6 protein-coding genes are annotated in these 14,140 nt (G+C 40.4%); 1 reads left to right on the plus strand and 5 read right to left on the minus strand.

Going from position 1 to position 14,140, the window contains the following annotated elements; translation table 11 throughout:
- The first annotated feature begins 146 nt into the window (after window positions 1–146).
- Complete coding sequence (locus tag A7968_RS02935) at window positions 147–989, plus strand: hypothetical protein (protein ID WP_084447980.1); 843 nt, start codon at window positions 147–149, stop codon at window positions 987–989.
- On the opposite strand, the gene A7968_RS02940 is transcribed toward A7968_RS02935, so the two are convergent.
- The 5 genes from A7968_RS02940 to A7968_RS02960 all read right to left on the minus strand — a co-directional run bounded on the left by A7968_RS02940 (window position 986) and on the right by A7968_RS02960 (window position 13,829).
- Complete coding sequence (locus A7968_RS02940; RefSeq protein WP_064665067.1) at window positions 986–1,954, minus strand: Gfo/Idh/MocA family protein; 969 nt, start codon at window positions 1,952–1,954, stop codon at window positions 986–988. The genes A7968_RS02935 and A7968_RS02940 overlap by 4 nt on opposite strands.
- Complete coding sequence (locus A7968_RS02945; protein WP_064665068.1) at window positions 1,951–2,913, minus strand: phosphotransferase; 963 nt, start codon at window positions 2,911–2,913, stop codon at window positions 1,951–1,953. The genes A7968_RS02940 and A7968_RS02945 overlap by 4 nt, the downstream gene beginning before the upstream one ends.
- A gap of 379 nt (window positions 2,914–3,292) precedes the next feature.
- Window positions 3,293–3,739, minus strand: a complete 447-nt coding sequence (locus A7968_RS02950; protein ID WP_064665069.1) for a hypothetical protein — start codon at window positions 3,737–3,739, stop codon at window positions 3,293–3,295.
- Window positions 3,736–11,223, minus strand: coding sequence for a SpvB/TcaC N-terminal domain-containing protein (locus tag A7968_RS02955; protein ID WP_167542949.1), 7,488 nt, complete (start codon window positions 11,221–11,223; stop codon window positions 3,736–3,738). Before A7968_RS02955 ends, A7968_RS02950 begins: the two co-directional genes overlap by 4 nt.
- A gap of 350 nt (window positions 11,224–11,573) precedes the next feature.
- Window positions 11,574–13,829 carry an acyl-CoA dehydrogenase gene (locus A7968_RS02960; protein ID WP_064665071.1) on the minus strand — a complete coding sequence of 752 codons (2,256 nt, stop codon included), beginning with the start codon at window positions 13,827–13,829 and terminating at the stop codon, window positions 11,574–11,576.
- Between the last annotated feature and the right edge of the window lie 311 nt (window positions 13,830–14,140).

Genomic DNA, 14,140 nt, shown 5'->3' on the forward strand with positions numbered 1-14,140 from the left:
GACTTCAAAAAAGCATGATCCGTGCAATAAAAAGGTTTATTTAATTGCCCTGACGCAGCGATTTATCTCATTTAGCGCAATAATTGTTATATTTTAAAGTAACTAAACTATAATAATGACTATGAAAATTTACTCACGAAGATCTTATGACCAAATTTGCTGTTGGGATCATAGTCAGTTTTTTATTAGCTGGTATGCCTTTATTTGCCACGGCTAAAAAGCCATTAAAAGTGCAGATCATGACCGACTTTGCATCACAGATAAATAACGATCCCCTGAATATTGCCAACACCTTCATGCTAGATATTGAAAAACAACTCAATGGTGCTATTGCATTAAACTTTATTTCAGCAAGTAGATTAAGAGAGTGGCAACAATTACACACCATGAAAGACGTATGTTTATTCAATAAAACCAAAACCCCCGAACGCCTACAAAACGCCTTTTTTAATACCTACCCTATTATGGCGTTTCCGGCTAATCGCTTAGTCGTTTATAATCATCCCGAACTACCTGACAGTATTAGTTTAAATGACGCTATAAACACATATAAGCTTACCATCGGCATTACTTCTGGGCGTTCTTACGGTCATGAAATAGACGACTATATTGCTAAGCATCCGAACTCGTTTATAACATTGGGAGGTACAACTAGCGCGTACCGTCTTAGCCAAATGTTATTTCAAAATAAGTTCGATGCAATAATTGAATACAGTGCCGTTTTTATGTCCCGTCACGGCAACGATCCAAAAGCCGCAAATGTGCGTTACCTAAGTGTAGACAAAACCACACAAGCAGTGTTTGGCTTTATTGCTTGCTCGCAATCAGAGCAAGGAAAACAAGCGATTTCGCTATTTGATCAAGCATTACAAACGCCAGAAATCCAGCAAATAATCATTAATAGTCATAAACAAATATTTGCACCACCAGAACAGTCATTGATGGTAGGCGCGTTACAAGATGCGTTTGAAACATCCGCAAGTCACTAGTTTAAAATTTGCTCCATCACCCAGCTGGTATGCGTTGCAGTTTTACCCGTTGATGGGTGTTCAATATCATTTAAAAGTGCTGCAGCTAAATTTTCAACATGATGTTGCTGAACATGCACAGGGTTATCAATACTGAACTGAACGTGTCCTTGTTCATTAAGCAGCGAAATAACTTGCTCATCAAAGACACTAAAGCTGATCTCCCCCTTTTCACCATACACAGTTACAACATCGAAACGTGAAAAACCGCCAAAATTCCAGCTGCCTGAGCCAGTAATGCCATTTTTATGCTGCCAACAAGCCGTGATTGCATCAAACGCGTTATATAAATTTTGTTGATTGCCAGCTAAGCCTTTAACCTGTTCATAATCACCAAATAGATAACCGAATAAATCCAGCCCATGACTTGCTAAATCATCAAAGTATCCACCTAGGGCTATGGCTTTATCAGTACGCCAATTGTAGTTTCCTGATTTATCTTGCTCGCTGGCGGCTTTACTTAAGTGCCAATTAACATGGCGTACTTGACCAATTTCGCCTGCATCAATAAGGCTTTTCACTTTATTGAAACGCGGCAAAGAGCGACGATAGTACGCTACATATAAAGGAATATTTTTACAACTAAACGCCTCTAAAATAGCTTCACTTTGCGCTAAAGTGGGTGCTAGTGGTTTTTCAATACAACACGGTTTACCTGCTGCGGCTACTTTTAGCGCCAGCTCTAAGTGACTATCTGGCGGAGTGGCTATATATACTGCATCAATGTCGCTGCTGGCTATTAATTCATCCGCGCTGTTAAAAACCAGCGGCACGTTATGACGTTTTGCATAATCAGCAGCAAGTGCAACATCTCTGCGAGTGACCCCTTGTAGTATAAAGCCCTCAGTGTGTTGATAGGCCGGGCCGCTTTTTACTTCTGTCACAGCACCACAGCCAATCATCCCCCAGCGAATTTGTTTCGTCATTCTAGCTTGCTCCCAAAATTTATTTTTGTAATTTGATATTGTTTGCGCATATAGGTATTAACCTTTGCATGTTCTGGGCTCCACCCCATTAAAAATCGGTAAAAGTCAGCCCATGCAAGCGGCCATAATTTTTGCCATTCGTTAATCACAGTGGCCGTATAGTCACTGTTGCCAAACGTCTGCATCGCATTGCTAAAGTGCTGAAAGTAATCGGCTAAATAATCATCCGCAGTATCATCTAATTGTTGTTCAGTTAAACAACTACCCAAAAAATACATTACATCAACAACACCAATACCTGCCCCAACATATTGAAAGTCATAACCTAGAACTTCCATAGTAGAACTATTAACAGTGAAGTTAGCCAGTTTTGCATCACCATGAATAAGCGTTTGATAATGACAAGCGCGCAGTGTTTTATCTATATCATCAGCGTGGTGTTTAATGGCGGTGTCGGCCATTTTTTCATATTCATCTGGACGAGTAGCTAAATGCCAATAACTCCCCTGCTGCCAAAGGCCATCAGGTTTAACTTGAAAATGAAAAGCATGAAAATAGCCAAGCCACTTTAAAATAGCTGCAATATGTTGATGATTTACTTGCGCATTAGTAAATCCAGCAGCGACAAAGTCAGCAAATACCATCACCTTCTGTTGTTGGTGCTCTAGAGTATCATAACAATTTAACGCACGCGCTTGCGCTGGTAAGTGCGGCGCATACTGTTGATACCAATGAAATTCTACTTCATAAGAGTGACGTTTACGGTTAATCGCAAACTCAGTTTGTGAAATTCGTGGATGATTAATGTGATCGGGCACACTAATCGCTTTGATCACACACGCTTTATCATCCAAACGACAACGCACTATTTCACCACAACCACTCCACAAAGCAGTAATTTTTTCTGTAATTTCAATACTTTTATAATGAAGACTAATTAAAGGCAGATAAAAAGACATACACACCAACGTTTACGCAACTAGTGCGTAGTATGGCATAGACAGTAGTACATTAAAGGACCTATGTTTTAAATATCTGATAGTTTAGCTATAACACTGCTCAACTTTCCGAAGGTTTCTGACAAAGACAAGTTTTACTTTACCCTAATAACCACTAAATCAGTAAACTGGGCCACCTTACAACAGCACTAGCATTCGAATAAAAAACTGTAGAAGGGTTCAAAATAACCAGCGCCACTACATAGTGGCACTGACACATATTGCACAGCCTGCTGCTAGCAAGTGCGCAGTTCTACTGGGGTTAGCTGCGCACTTGATGAATAATTTTAATGAAGCGATTGATAGGAAAAGGCAAGGTGATCTATCTCATTATTTTCCTTTAGCACTTGAAACCTATTACAAATGGTAATGTACCGTTAATTGCATTTAAAATATCAACACTTGGGTAGTTCCCCTTTATCGATGTTACCTTGCCATTTTCATTAACAAAGCATGCTTTCGAAAAAGTAAATACTAAAATTTCAGTTCGAAATGAGTTCACGCACTTTTCAGGTATTGCTATAAACCTATCAAAAACGTGACTGATATCTTGACTTCCATCGAGATTAGAACGAAACCAAGCGATATCAGCGGAAATTATTATCCATTCATTCACCCTTTTTATTTGTACCTCATTAGCACCTAAGGTAAGGGCATCATTTAATATACCCGATGCAATTTCATTTCCCGGATAATCTATATTTGACAGATATTTTTCCGGTTGTTTCTTAATCAAATCTGTAGGTTTAGAGACTGGTTTTAAGTCTTTTAATGTATATTTTTTCATGGTGTAGCTACTATTTCTTGTGCTTTTCTATAAGAATTAAAGGTTCCAAACGCTTCAGGTGGAACTAAGAACTCGTAACCGTCGGCTTTAAATCCTCCGATTGGAATTTTATTAAAACTAGCTCCATTTGCATTTAAGCCTCCAAGAGCTTTATTTGATATCATGAATTTAATTACAGCGCCTTCCCCACGGCGTAATGCAAAAAATTCAGCATCATTATAGTCAGTCGCCAAATAAAACCCCGGTAAACCATCTATTTTATTTCCTGATGCAATTACTGCATTTAGGGGTTCACCATTTAAAATTCGAAGAGCTGACTGAACATCTGTACCATGATACAAGACGATTCCGCCATCAGCACTCCTTACTCTAGCGATAGCAGCCGACTGCTCTTGTTCGTAAGATGATATATTTGCAGCTATTACTGGAGCTGCTAGATCTTCCATTTCCTCATCTGTTGCTGTTGGCATTGGTGCTAAGCCTAAACCTGCAACCCCTCCTCTTTTTAGGCTACCAACTGCGGCTTTTCCGACACCTTCAGCTGTTTCAAGCACTTTATCTAATGTACCTGCTGTAGGATTTGTAGCCCCTTTTGCATTACCAGCTGATGGAGCAGCAGTATTAGTTGCCATTTGTTTTTGACTACCAATATCCATGGCTTTCATTGCGGTGCCAATCGCACCTGCACCTTGCGCCATCGCAGAGTTTACTTCTGCCCCATTCTTAAAGTTCACGTCTTTTACAACTGTACTTCCGACAGTCTTACCATCCATCTTGACGTCAACTTTCATATCACCGCAGTCTTTTATTCGTGTGCCAGTCGCAGCGGCACAGTAGCCTGTAGGATCTGTCCCACTTAACGGGTTATTCATAATATACGAATAAGGATTAATACTCTGGCTATTCGTGGGGCTTTGAATAACGGGGTCAACCGACATAAACCGCCCAAGGTTATAATCGTACACCCGCCCGTTCATATGAATAAGCTCTACATTATCCAAATGTTCGTGGTCAGTAAAGCCTCTTCGTGTTTTAGCTTTATCTAAGTCATCAAGTTTTGAATTACCATACGCCTTTAAGTCGCCACTTGCCAGCCTAGGTTTGCCAAATGGGTCAAAGTTGCGCTCGGCTTCTACTTGGCCGTTGTGGTCGGTGAATACCCGTGCACTGCCGAGGCGGTCACGGTGGGTGTAGCGGATGGTTGTGCCTTCATCGGTGGTTTGGCTTATTACTGCAATGTCGTCTATGTAAGCTCGCCACGTGGTTTTGGTGCCGTTTATTTCTTCTTCATAGAGCTTATCGCTGTAATAGGTGGTCACACTGCCGTTCACTTGCTTAAAGCGCATATGCTGCGGGCCATAGGTAAAATTGAGGGTTTTGCCGCTTTTTATAATTTGTGTGGGTTTGTCCATCGCGTTATAGGTGGCGCTTGTTAGCCCGTCGCCTTTAGTCATGTTGCCTCGGGCGTCATAAGCAAAGGTTTTCCAGCTACCGCTGCGATAAATTCGTTTTACTGCATTGGGCCCGCCAGTTGTGCCGTTTTCATAATCATACTGCGATGCGTAGTCTGATTTTGATAAGAGGTTACCCACGGCATCATAGCTGTAGTCAATCGTAGTAATGCCATTGATAGCATTACTTTCTAAACGGTGTAATGCGTCATAGTCATAACTTTCGCTAAAGCTGTGTTGGTTACCAATGCTTCCCGTGGTGATATCAACGGCTTTTAAATTACCAAAGCCATCATAGGCTGAGTAATCGATACTCATGATATTGCTGTTATTTTTAGCAATGGTTTTTAAGGTCATCTGGCCATTTTTAGTGCTGTATGCGGTGTTTTCTATTAACCCGTTACCTAGGGTTCCTTGTGTTATATTACCAAACGCATCGTGCTCCGTGATGGCTTTATACACATAACCGTTCGCTGCATTTTTTACCTGTGTTTGATAACCTGCATCATTATAGATGTATTCTAAGGTAAGGTTATTGGGGTAACGCAGCCCTTTTACACGGCCATAATTACTGTCGTAAAAGGTGGTTGTGGTGTAGCTTTTACCACTGCCTGCAATGGTTTGACTGCTTGGCCGACCGCGATTGTCGTAGGTATACGTTTTTGTTACATCATTGCCTGTGGCTTGGTTTAATTGCCCTAAACCATACGTTGCACCATCGTATGTGTAGGTGAGTGTATTTTCACCTGTGGCGGTGCGGCGTGTAACGCGGCCAAGCACATCCGTTACATAACTTACCGCTTTATTCCCTGCGCGGGATTCATATTGCAATTCGCCAAAGCCGTTGTATTGGAAATTAGTGATGCCTTGGTTTGGGTCATTCACTTGTGTTTTTTGCCCCAGTGCATTGTACTTAGCGACAATGTTATTCCCGTTGGCATCTTGAATGATAATGGGTAGCCCTTGATTATTATAGCTGTAACGGGTTACGCCATTATTAGCATCAACCGTTTGCATTAGTTGTTTAAGGCTATTGTACGTGCGCGATATAGCTAACGTTATGCCGTAACAATCTTCGTTCACGGTAATATTGGTTGTAAGGCCTGCATAGTCATAGTCTGTGGTCATATCACCACAGTGTTGCGCCGTTACTTTTTCAATTGCTCGCCCTAATGTATCGTATGCGTAGGTGCTGCCGTATCGGGTGGCATATTCTTTGTAAGGCACTGACTCGAATGTTTTGTCACCGACACTATTATAAATAACATCGGAGAATACCCAATCACCATGAAACCCTTCTACCGCAGTGCGTAATGTTCGCCCTAGTTTATCCTGATAAATTTTTTGTGTAGGTTGCCCTGCTGCTGTCTGTAATACTTGTAATACCGCATGCGCTGGCGCTTGCTCATCAGCCTCTTGCACGGCGGTGTATTGAATTGGCATACCCGCCGTTTGTACACTATAAGGGCGATTATAAGCATCATAACGATAGTTGGTTACTTGATAATGGCTGCCGCTAAGTTGTTGCTGTGTTTGTGTTACCTGCCCTGTTGCTGGGTTTACTTTGGTATAGCTAATATGCCCTTTCGCATTAGTTTGCTTATAAGGGAAATAACCGTCGCTTGCCTCACTGGTGCCATTTTTACTGTACGTGGTTGATGTAGTGCGCGTTTGGTCTACCCAACTGCCACTACTGTTGCGCACTTTCGTTGTTTGGCTAACAGAAAGTGGCAAGCCATAGGCGTTGTAACTGGTCGTTACTGTACTGCCATAACCAGAGTTTGAACCTGCGAGCTGGCTACTGATGAGTACCGTTTGCGGTTGCCTACTTGTGTGGTAATTGCTGTAAGCTGTGGTTAAGCTCGTTGTTTTATCAAACTCAGCATTGGTGAATGGGTCGCTTGAGTGGCGGTTTGCAATACTGGCTTTCGTCGTCGTTTTGCTGGTGAGCTTATTTAACCACCAATTATTTTCATTACTGTCATACACTTGCACTTCGCTTGTTGAATATGTCCCCCAATCATCCGCCACCTGCGTTGATGCAGCAGTTACATTGCCGTACTCATCTATCCCGGTGATGTTTTTGTTGGTGCGTGTGAGCTCCGCTTTAGTGCTTAAATCACGCGTTACTTGGGTGGTCGTGCGAGGGTAGACACTGTACACACCCGCTATACTGTGATTGACGTTATCACGCCACTCGGTATTTGAGTAACTTAAGGCCATGCTTTCGCTTGCAGCAGAGCCCAGTAGCCCATCCCCTCGTGTTACATAATCATCATGCGTAAAGGTGGCTTGGCGTGTTAATTTACCTTGATACGGAAAGACTTGTTTAAAGTCAGACTGGGTAATCAAACCTCGGCTTACGTCTCCTTCTATTATACTCTTAAAGCCCATAAAACCACGGCCTTGAGCGTTGTATACTGCCCCTGAATAATTATATTTACGCTCACTATCACCCGCTAAACCATTACTTTGTTTAAAACTAGATACAACGTACATTGACGAAGCAAAGTTAAAGTATCCATTACCGTTGACTATATCGTTCGAGAGTAAGTTGTAATCGAGTTCGTTACTTGAAAGCGGTCTTAAGCGCCATTGAGACTTAACACCCAATCCATTTTCAACACTGTTAATTATATCACTTGCAGCATAGTCACTACCTGTAATACCACTACCAGAGCCATAATTGCGGTTAATATAGACTCCATATTGAGATTCATAACCGGCAAAGTCCCCTGAAGCATTGCCTTTGAAGGAATACCCCTCCGCGATAGAGTGATTAAATATAAAACTTTTTAAACCTGTACCATAAGCATCAACAAAAGCAGAATCATATGCACTTCCAATGTAACTCGTTGACTCTTTTCTGGCTTCAATATTTCCATTACTTTGTTGATCAAAATAAATTGCATCAAATTGGTAAATACTTTTATCTGCCAATGTACTATTAATAGAAGATCTCGCATTAAAATTTTGACTCGCATAATAAAAACCATAAAGCGCATTGCCACATCTTTGTTCAAGCCTACTCGTTGGTCTTTGGGTACCAATTAATGCACACCCTTCAAGTATTCGCTCTCCGGGCATCAAAAGTTCAGCTTGCCCATCTCCATTTATATCCTCAACAATAAAGGCATCTAGATATTTAGGCACTCGCCTGATATCTTGCTCATTCTCATTGTGATAAATGTATTCTATTTTTACATCTATTAAGTCAGAAGAAAGCATTATTTCAGGTGAAAATTCAAGTTTCCCCATATTAATACGGTATGTTAAAAAAGTACTTCCACTACGATACTCCCAACCTAACCAATCAAGTAACCCATCACCGTTTATATCCATAAAGTAGCTAAGGCCTGGCTCAAGAGGATCCGTGCTCACTTGAAAAGGGCTACTATGACTAGTTTGATAATTCTCTTCACCCAAGTAAAATGCTGATGGTATTGGCTGTAAATATGAAATTCTAAGACCAGCTCCTGTACTTACCTTCATCAAATCAATGGTTCCATCACCTGTCAAATCCCCCAAAACAGAATAATCAGTTGCTAAAGAAAATCTTGTGCCACTTCGATGAGTACTTAGCGGAAATTGAGCATGAGCTAAAGAGAAAGGTGTTGTTATATTTTTGCTATTTAGATACAACACTAACCGTGGTGATGACCCTGCTTGGTAAATTAAGATATCCGGCCAGCCATCGTTATTAAAATCTGCAATTGAACGAATATAACTATCTCTTAATCCAAAGTGTGATGAATCAGGCATCGGAATACCAGCGTTAACGGTTCCACCTGTGCTAAGTTGAATTTGGATTGATTTATTTACTATTGTCCAGCTATCACTTTTACCATCCAAATCAAAGTCTCCCGTATGACACTCATATTTACGGGTGTACTTGTTATAAGTACATGAGTCAAACTCACGTTGATTTGGTGTAAATTCCCCTTCTGCGTTTACATAATACCCCTGCCAATCCCTAACACCATCACCATTTAGATCTCCCCTTGGAATGACTGAACTTAAACTACTCACGTTTTGATATAGCATATTTCCTTCACCGCCAAGAGGCTCAATTGGTAGTGTAGGTGCTTGTTCTGCCCATTGAATATTAGTCGCTAGAAAACACTTATTATTTTTTTCACATTGCGTTAGTTCATTTAACAATGGCCGACCAGAAAACTCACTTGTAGCGTAATTTAAACTGTAGCTTCGCACTAAATCATCACTATTTTTTACAGTAACTATTTGAAGCCGCTGTGTTGACGAGTACTTGCCACCTGCTATATAGCCACTATTTGGGACATTTTTTCCCTCATAAGTAAAACTAACTGCTTGAATACCTTTTGAACTAATGCTATTGCCCGTATAAGTTATTTCTGTCAGTAATTTCTCACCCACGCCAAAGTTTTCATACTCATAATGAATATAATTTTTCGCAGTCGCATCATGTTGATATTCAATCAACCACGAATACGCAGCACTTTTGCCACCATGTACTAGCCTCGATTCAGCCGTTTTACCAAAATACGCGACTCTGCCATTTTTATATTCAGCTTTAAACCAGGTTGATGTGCCATTGAGATAGCCGCTTTGCGTAACACGTACAAAAGAGTCAATTTCTGTACGATATTCTGCTCCAGAACTACCATACGTACCTGACTCTACAACCAAGCGTTGACCATCTAAACATAAACGATCATTACTATTATATTGCGGGTGTTGGGTAAAGCCGTCTTGCGCATAAGTAGCTGCACAACGTGTAATATTGGAGCCCGCTGACAATGACCAGCCAACACCCGCAATTCCATTGCCGCTTCGTGATGAATAATTCAATGACACTACTGGCTGCATTCCAGCTCGCTCTGGCGGTAACTCAATAGGAATGTGGTAGGTTGCAGCTCCACCACTTACACCTGCCTGACCTTTAATCGTTCCTATATTGCTAGTAGTTGGTTCTAATGCTTCAATAAATGCTCCATCTGAGGGTTGATTACTAGTTATCCCTGAAAAAGCAGATGATTCGTAAAAGTTATAATCTCGATGAACTATATTACTATCAACCCATCCGGCTTTTGAAGCTTTTGCACAGACACGTATGTCACTCGAAATTGAAAACCCTGAAGAGTAATTTTCCCAGTCGGAATTTGTACAGCTTTGAGTTTGTGGAATCAACTTGTATTTTAATGTCGTACTTTGAGGAGAAACTAAGGTAATTAATGACTCAGAACCTAATGATGCTGTTTCAGGGTAAAGGGTCGGTGAGTTTAGTTTAACTTGAAAATCAGAAAAGCTGATTTGACTATCAATTTGGCCCGGTTTTGTTGCTTTGGCACACACTCTCTTAGGAGACGATAATAATAGTGAACTATTATAAGTAGCCCAATTTCCATCAGTGCAAGCTTCATTTAAAGAAACTAACTTATACTTAACAGTCCCACCAATGCTAGATAGAGAAATCCTATTCAATGGTTCTATAACTCCACCATTTGGAGAAATAGTAACTTGATTGAGTCTTGAGAGGCTTGGGGTTTCAACATAACGACTATAAACATTCTTTCCAGTTGAAAAGTCAACTTCGACAGCTCTTATTCTAAATTTGAAAGGGCCATCGCCCTGATAAGGGTACTTGTATGTATAACTAGACCATTGAGCTTCAAGCGTTGTAAAGAATGAAGAATTGGGAATAGATTTTTGAATTTCAAACTTCACATTCGAATTTGAACTTCCGGATATTGGTGTAAGAGTGATAGAGGTTGCACCACATAAAAGCCCGCAATCAGCAAGTGTTGATACTGAGTTTTGTGACGACTTTGCCGCACTTAAGCTAAAAGGTAAAGGGCTAGGATCTACAGGAGGGTAAATACTGTCACCTGGATCGAAATCATATTTCCAAGTTATGTAAATTATTCCCTGATTTTCAGTTACACTGACATTATTTGGTACAGGCAGAATAGATATAGCCGAAAATGACGCATTAGAAAAGAGAAAGATTAATGAAATAATCAACCTTGATAGTACTTTATTATTGCTTTTCAAGAGGTTTTCCCTACCTAAATAAAAACAATAAATTAACAAAAACACTCAAAAAAAATCAACCACTCGCACAACCAAACAGAAAATAACAACTTAAAATAACAGTTTAGCAACCTAAATATACATTTTGTTCGATATTTGCACTTATAAAGTAGGGAAAATAATGAATCAGGTCTTCCGCACCCATTTTAAGAATAAATTCTCCGGTACACATCACTGAATCAATTTGTCTAATCGATAAACTTTTCATAAAAGCTTAAAAAAGCCCACACAAAATTGCATGGGCTTTAAATATAAAAGCGCCCGAACTGCTGGGCGCTTACATTGTTGAATTAATTTTTTAAACCAAATTGTTACTGATTTACTACGCTTTTCAGTGGATTAATTGGCTGTGCGTTTTCGTCGAGTAAGTTCATATCAAAATCAAACTCATCAACGCGAATAGCACGCTCACGTTTGATGTTGTAATCAATTAGTTTCGCGTACTCTTCTTCAGTGATTACGTTAGCAACAAGTGCATTATCTAACGTTAGTGCAAAACGAATGCCTGGTTTAATTGTTTTTGCACGCAGTGCTTTTTTCACTTTTGCGAGTAACTCTAAACAGCCCATTTTAGCTAAGTAAGCTTGCTCGTTGATGTAATGACCATCACCTTTTACAGGCTTAACTAAATGCGTAATTTGCTTTTTAAAGGCAGTATCAAGCTGTGCTTGCTCTGCTAATTCGCGAATTAAATCATCGCTAATTTTTGGCATTTTAGTTGAGTAGTTCATGGTAATAAAACGCATAAACTTACGTGTGCCACTTGCTGGGAAGTTATCTAAAAACTTATGCAATGCTTCTTCAGCGCTTTGTAATGCAAAACGTGTAGCATAATGGAAGTAAGGCGCTGCTTGCTCGCGTTCACTGCTTGCTACTTTTTGCTCATAATATTTAATTGATGCCATCGCCGCATATAGGAAGCTCATTACATCACCTAAACGGGCTGATAACATTTCTGCTTGCTTAAGTTTACCGCCCAGTACTAATAACGAGAAGTCAGCATATACAGCTAGTTTTGCTGATAATTTTTGTGCTGCTTTCTCATATTCACGCACTTCAGGAAGTGGTGAATTAGCACCAGCTGTGAATGGTAAAACACCTAAGCGGAATGCACGTAAGCTGTTAGCAACACTGTAACCCACTGTTTTACGTAAGATGCTATTAAATTCTTTATCAGCGTTTTTATCATCACTGTGAATTGATTCAACCATAGATTGTAAATACGGGTGACAACGCATTACACCTTGACCAAAGATCATTAGGTTACGGGTCAGAATATTTGCACCTTCAACCGTGATGGCAATTGGCTGTGCAACATAGCCACTTGCTAACGTATTTTGCGGGCCATTTTGAATCGCTTTACCTGCTTGAATATCCATTGCTGAGTCAAGCACATCGCGGCCAATTTCAGTCATGTGATATTTTGCAATTGCAGTGACGACTGACGGTTTTAAGCCCATGCCTAAACCTTCGGTGGTTAGTACACGCATCGCTTCTTGAAGATAGGTTTTACCTGCAATATCTGCGAGCTTTTCTTGAATACCTTCAAACTGACCAATCGCTAAACCAAATTGCTCACGAACTGCTGCGTATTCAGACGCACCTTTAAATGCTACTTGTGAAGAACTCACACCTAATGCCGGTAATGAAATACCACGGCCAGCCCCTAAGCAGCTAACTAGCATTTGCCAACCGCGGCCGATATTCTTTTGACCACCAATGATAAAGTCCATTGGTACAAATACTTTATTACCGCGCGTAGTCCCGTTATAAAAACGGATACCCATAGGATCGTGACGATTACCAAGTTCAACACCTGGATGCTCTTTTGGAATAAGCGCACAGGTAATACCGAGGTTTTCTTTGCCGCCTAGCAGGCCATCAGGGTCAACTACTTTAAAGGCCAAACCGAGTACTGTGGCAATCGGTGCAAGCGTGATATAACGCTTGTCCCATGTGATCTCAAGGCCAAGTACTTCTTCGCCGTTATACATGCCCTTCGTCACTGTACCTAAGTCTGGAATGCCACCAGCATCTGAACCCGCTTCAGGGCTCGTTAGTGCAAAACATGGGATATCACGACCATTCGCAAGGCGCGGTAAATAATGTGCTTGTTGCTCTTGTGTACCAAAATGCAGTAATAATTCACCCGGACCTAATGAGTTAGGTACCATAACCGTTACCGCAACCGCAGAACTTTTAGTGGCGATTGTGCCAACAATCGTTGAATTTGCGTATGGGCTAAACTCTAAACCACCAAATGATTTAGGAATGATCAATGAAAAGAAACGTTCTTTTTTCAAAAAATCTAATATGTATTCAGGTAAGTGGATACCATTTTGGATCTCAGTATCGTCGATCATGCCCAGTAACTCTTGCAATGGGCCGTCGATAAATGCTTGCTCATCTGCACTTAAAACCGCAGCAGGTACTGCGCGTAAAGCGTCAAAATCTGGCTTACCTTGGTAGATAGAGCCTTCTAACCATACATCACCCGCATCGAGTGCTTCTTGTTCTGTAATTGAAATACTTGGTAATACTTTTTTTAATTTTGTACGTAAGCTCATAATAGACTCATCCGACCAGATAGTAATAGCTACATTACGTCATAAAATGAGTAATAGATCAATTGGTCCAACCAGTTTTTTTAACATTTTTTTTAATTTATTTTACTCGAGATAGTTAAGCCATTGAATAAAAACAGCTTACAGCTGTACGCTGAAATAAAAAAATAATCACAAAAATACCAATAAATGCTTAAACGTTGACTTAAAAGTCATAGAGGGCAGCCAAAACAATACCATGAAGTTAACATATGAAACCAAAAGTTAATTTACGCAACGAATTCTTGATATAAAAATATCAAAACATGATAGAA

Origin of the sequence: Pseudoalteromonas prydzensis (genome assembly GCF_001661495.1) — a bacterium.
Taxonomy (GTDB): Bacteria; Pseudomonadota; Gammaproteobacteria; order Enterobacterales; family Alteromonadaceae; genus Pseudoalteromonas; species Pseudoalteromonas prydzensis.